Source organism: Anabaenopsis sp. FSS-46 (assembly GCF_029891665.1).
In the GTDB taxonomy this organism is placed as follows: Bacteria; Cyanobacteriota; Cyanobacteriia; order Cyanobacteriales; family Nostocaceae; genus Anabaenopsis; species Anabaenopsis arnoldii.
Genome location: NZ_JANQDG010000128.1, coordinates 1 through 4100, shown reverse-complemented (window position 1 = coordinate 4100; position 4100 = coordinate 1). Strand labels below are relative to the sequence as shown.

Here is a 4100-nt window from a genome sequence, read left to right as displayed (position 1 = left end):
TGTAGCTGGTGTATTTGGTGGTTCTTTGTTCTCTGCTATGCACGGTTCCTTGGTAACTTCCTCCTTGGTACGTGAAACAACCGAAACCGAATCTCAAAACTACGGTTACAAGTTCGGTCAAGAAGAAGAAACCTACAACATCGTAGCTGCTCACGGTTACTTCGGTCGCTTAATCTTCCAATACGCTTCCTTTAACAACAGCCGTTCACTACACTTCTTCCTAGCTGCTTGGCCTGTAATCGGTATCTGGTTCACCGCTCTAGGTGTAAGCACCATGGCGTTCAACTTGAACGGTTTCAACTTCAACCAATCAGTAATTGACTCTCAAGGTCGCGTCATTGCTACCTGGGCTGATGTCATCAACCGCGCTAACCTGGGTATGGAAGTAATGCACGAGCGTAACGCTCACAACTTCCCCTTAGACTTGGCTGCTGGTGAAGTTGCTCCTGTTGCTTTGACTGCTCCTGCAATCAACGGCTAAGAGATTCAGGTTAAGAAACTTAAATAATACTGTCTCTGCTTGATCAAAGCGTCCTTCCTACCGGATGGGCGCTTTTGGTTTTGGTAATGTAACTGTTTGCCAAGAGAGTAAGCAAAACCGCGCCTAAAGTGAGTTTCAGCTAAAGCGCGATTAGACCGACCTTGACTGTTTAGTCAATCTCGGTAATACTATTTAGGTAATCTTGTCATCTATCTTTAGATAGATTTTTAAGAATATAAAAATTTTAGAGTAGTTTTGAGTAACGTCCATCAAAAAACCGGGGTTATGCCCCGGCCTTTTAGGTCTGCGTCGTTTCATTTCGACTCAACAGCCGTCTGGTCCACAGAAATGTCTTCCGTACAGTACCTCTGCTTCACAGATATAGATCATGCCCGCATAATCGGTAAAAAATGTAATTGCGACCTTATCTGCGATATTCTCCGCCATCTCCCGTGTTTCGGTGAGTACCTCGAACTTCACATTAGAATCAGTGTCAGCAGTGTTGGGTTTACCTGTAGAGCGGACGTTGCGACTACCTTTACCACCAGTATCCACCACTGTATAACCAGTCGCTCCGCATTCTTCAATGATCTTGGCGACCTTTTTCATCAGAACCTTTTCCGTGATGATGACGAGCTTGTTGGCACGCTTGGACATATTGCTTACCTCCTTACTTACGTAAATTGATATTATATACTGAGTTGCTTAGTCTGCCGGGTCAAGGGAGCGCCAACAGACAAAGACCCTTCTGGGATTAGCCACCTATTGCTTGGGCAAGACCGATAAAGAAAGGGATACAAAAGCCGATCGCAATTGGCGTACCGACTGCTGTGGACGCGCCTATATAAGCTGATGGATTAGCGGAAGGAATACCGGCTCGCAATGTAGGAGGACCTGAGATGTCTGAACTAGAGGCAGCGATAATAGCCAGGACGACGACACCGCCCATGCTAAATCCTGTTGCGTAGTGGGCAATCATACCTAAACCGAAGGCGATTAAACCATGTATAAATGGTGCAATCGCACTATACACAACGTACCATTGAGCTACCTTACGCAGTTCGCCAACCCTTGACCAAGCCTCCATACCCATTACCAGCATCAAGATGGAGAGCAAGCCACGAAAAGCAGGATCATAGAAGCTTTTATAGACGCTTTCTGGTCTGGCGAACAGGCCAAGAGCGAGACCTAACAACATTGCTGATAAGGCAGGACCCCGGAGGCTTTCCTCGATGATTGGCCATATTTTGACTTTATTATCACCGGGATTTTTCTGTTGGCTGAGATACTCTTGCCGAGTGCTGGGATAATCACCAGCCGCAACGGGCTGTTTGCTGAAAGACTCCTGCATGGCAGAGTCGGATGCTTCTTTACGCTTCTTCTTGTTGATGTAAATATTGGCTATCACAATCGCAGTTACTAGCGCCGGGATGTCCATGAAGGGATAGAGTGCGCCAGCCCATGCTTCAAATGGGATTTTTTGTTCTTCCAGTAGTGTCAGAGCAGCAGCCATAGTAGAGCCACTCACCGCACCAAACAACCCACCAGTAGCGATCGCATCTACTGTTTTGACCTTAGGCAGCTTGGCCAATGTAAAGCGGGCGATGAATACAATCACAATCCCTGTGATTACAGAAAACAATGCCGGTAACAATACTTCGGTCAGATTGGAGTTGCGGATCGCAATTCCACCAGTCAGACCGATTTTGGTCAGCAGCATGAAGACGATGATCGAACAAACCGCGTCTGGAATTACCAATTCGCTACCAAGGGCGGCAATGATCATCCCACCAATCAAAAAGGCGAGTGTTGGGGACTGCAACTGCTTAATAAAGTCAGTGAAAAATAAGGACAAAAAATCCATGAATACCTCCTTGTAACTCCTCTAACGAGGAGCATTTTTGTGGATGAACTAAATGAACTTTAAAGATTTAGGTAAGGTAGGAGTGAGGCGCTTCACCCATTAAATCTAAGCACAATACCTGTCTTCATCTGTCAATAAATTTACTTGGCCAACAATAATGCAACCATGTTAATTTGGCATTAATAATCTTGGGTACCAATTCAAAATTTAGATACCCAGCTTATTTGTATGCGAAAATATTTGGTATTGGCTTTTTGCTGATACAAGCCGAAAACTTGAAGCTGTTAAAATTACAAATAAATCTCATTGATTAACAGCTTTTGCAGATTTATGTTGGTCAGATGAATATATTAATCTTGAGCTAAAGATTGGCTCTTAGCATTTTAGTGTGATTAAAACATTTTTCTCAAAATACATTTGTCAATGCTCCTCAAGCAGTGCTTAACTGTTTTCTAAGTACAAAAAACAGCAATTATAAAATATATTGCTGATTTGTGATTATGTTGGATAATTTACATTAATTGTGAATTAAGGTTCTAGTTCAGGATAAATCCTAGTTACCTTGAAACACAATCATACAGAACTATCTACCCAGTTTTATTTTTGCAGTTGCAACTGGGGAGCAACTGTTTGATTACAAATAGCATACCGCCTTTAGATGGAAAAAATTAATCCAAAGACAGGAATTATTAAAAAAATATTATATAGCTCATATAAGCAAAACCTTATATCTATCCCGAAAATTGGCTGTATTAGTCAATTTATAATTTTTTTCTATGAAAACCATTATTTATCTATGAGGTATTGACAGTCTTAGTGCTAAACCCAGGGAGATTCTACATTCACAATCAAAACTTGCTCACCCTGACTTGCGCCAAGGAGAGTAGAGGCTTAAACTCCTGTAGCATTAATTCAGGAAGACCGCTTCCCTCACCGGAAGTGGAATTAATGGAAACGGTCTAATCTAGACTCTTCCATTGTTATAAATATAAGACCGCTTCCCTCACCGGAAGTGGAATTAATGGAAACGACTAAAAGTGTTGAAGAACATTTGTGTTACCTTTTTTGACCGCTTCCCTCACCGGAAGTGGAATTAATGGAAACTGTCTGTAAAAGTCATTACAGGCGGTTTCTATATATGGCTGTCACCCACTCGCTAGAGAATATCGTCAAACCCCGCCACTGTTTTACTGACTCTATGCTATTGGCGAGTTTCTACTTGTCCCTATTTGGCGAGATTCAAAAAAGTTCTTCAATATATTCATCCAGGTGATTACGCTTAATGCGCCAGGCTCTCCCTATTAACTTGGCTTTTAGTTCCCCACCAAGCGATCGCCTCTTTGAGAAACTCCTCCAGAATTGAGCTAATGATAAGTAAAACTTACATCAAGCATAATTTTTATTAAAAAAATACCCCTTGCCAAACATTTGTAAACAATTGTAAAGTAGTGTCATAGACAGAAAACAAACCTGTCTCATTCATACATACATAACCGCAATCATAAACAAATGACCACAACCTTACAACAGCGCCAAAGCGCCAACGTATGGGATCGCTTCTGCGAATGGATCACCAGCACCGAAAACCGCATTTACATCGGTTGGTTCGGCGTACTCATGATCCCCACCCTCCTAGCTGCTACCACCTGCTTTATTATCGCCTTCATCGCTGCTCCTCCTGTAGACATCGATGGAATCCGCGAACCAGTAGCTGGCTCCTTAATTTACGGAAACAACATCATCTCTGGTGCAGTT

At 42.7% G+C, this 4100-nt stretch carries 2 protein-coding genes and 2 pseudogenes; 2 read left to right on the top strand and 2 right to left on the bottom strand.

Going from position 1 to position 4100, the window contains the following annotated elements:
• A pseudogene (locus tag NWP21_RS15640) lies at window positions 1-481 on the top strand (photosystem II q(b) protein); the annotation flags it as partial.
• 324 nt (window positions 482-805) lie between these two features.
• Here the strand turns inward: NWP21_RS15640 and NWP21_RS15635 are convergent.
• Window positions 806-1138 (bottom strand): hypothetical protein, encoded by a 333-nt coding sequence (locus NWP21_RS15635; protein WP_280793366.1) that lies wholly within the window; start codon window positions 1136-1138, stop codon window positions 806-808.
• A gap of 97 nt (window positions 1139-1235) precedes the next feature.
• Window positions 1236-2345, bottom strand: a complete 1110-nt coding sequence (locus NWP21_RS15630; RefSeq protein ID WP_271734156.1) for a sodium-dependent bicarbonate transport family permease — start codon at window positions 2343-2345, stop codon at window positions 1236-1238.
• Window positions 2346-3854: 1509 nt separating this feature from the next.
• On the opposite strand from NWP21_RS15630, the pseudogene NWP21_RS15625 reads away from it, so the two are divergent.
• Window positions 3855-4100 (top strand): annotated as a pseudogene (locus NWP21_RS15625) (photosystem II q(b) protein); the annotation flags it as partial.

Coding starts and splice junctions, on each gene's coding strand:
- NWP21_RS15630 (WP_271734156.1), bottom strand. CDS start 2,345: ATGGATTTTTTGTCCTTATTTTTCACTGACTTTATTAAGCAGTTGCAG.
- NWP21_RS15635 (WP_280793366.1), bottom strand. CDS start 1,138: ATGTCCAAGCGTGCCAACAAGCTCGTCATCATCACGGAAAAGGTTCTG.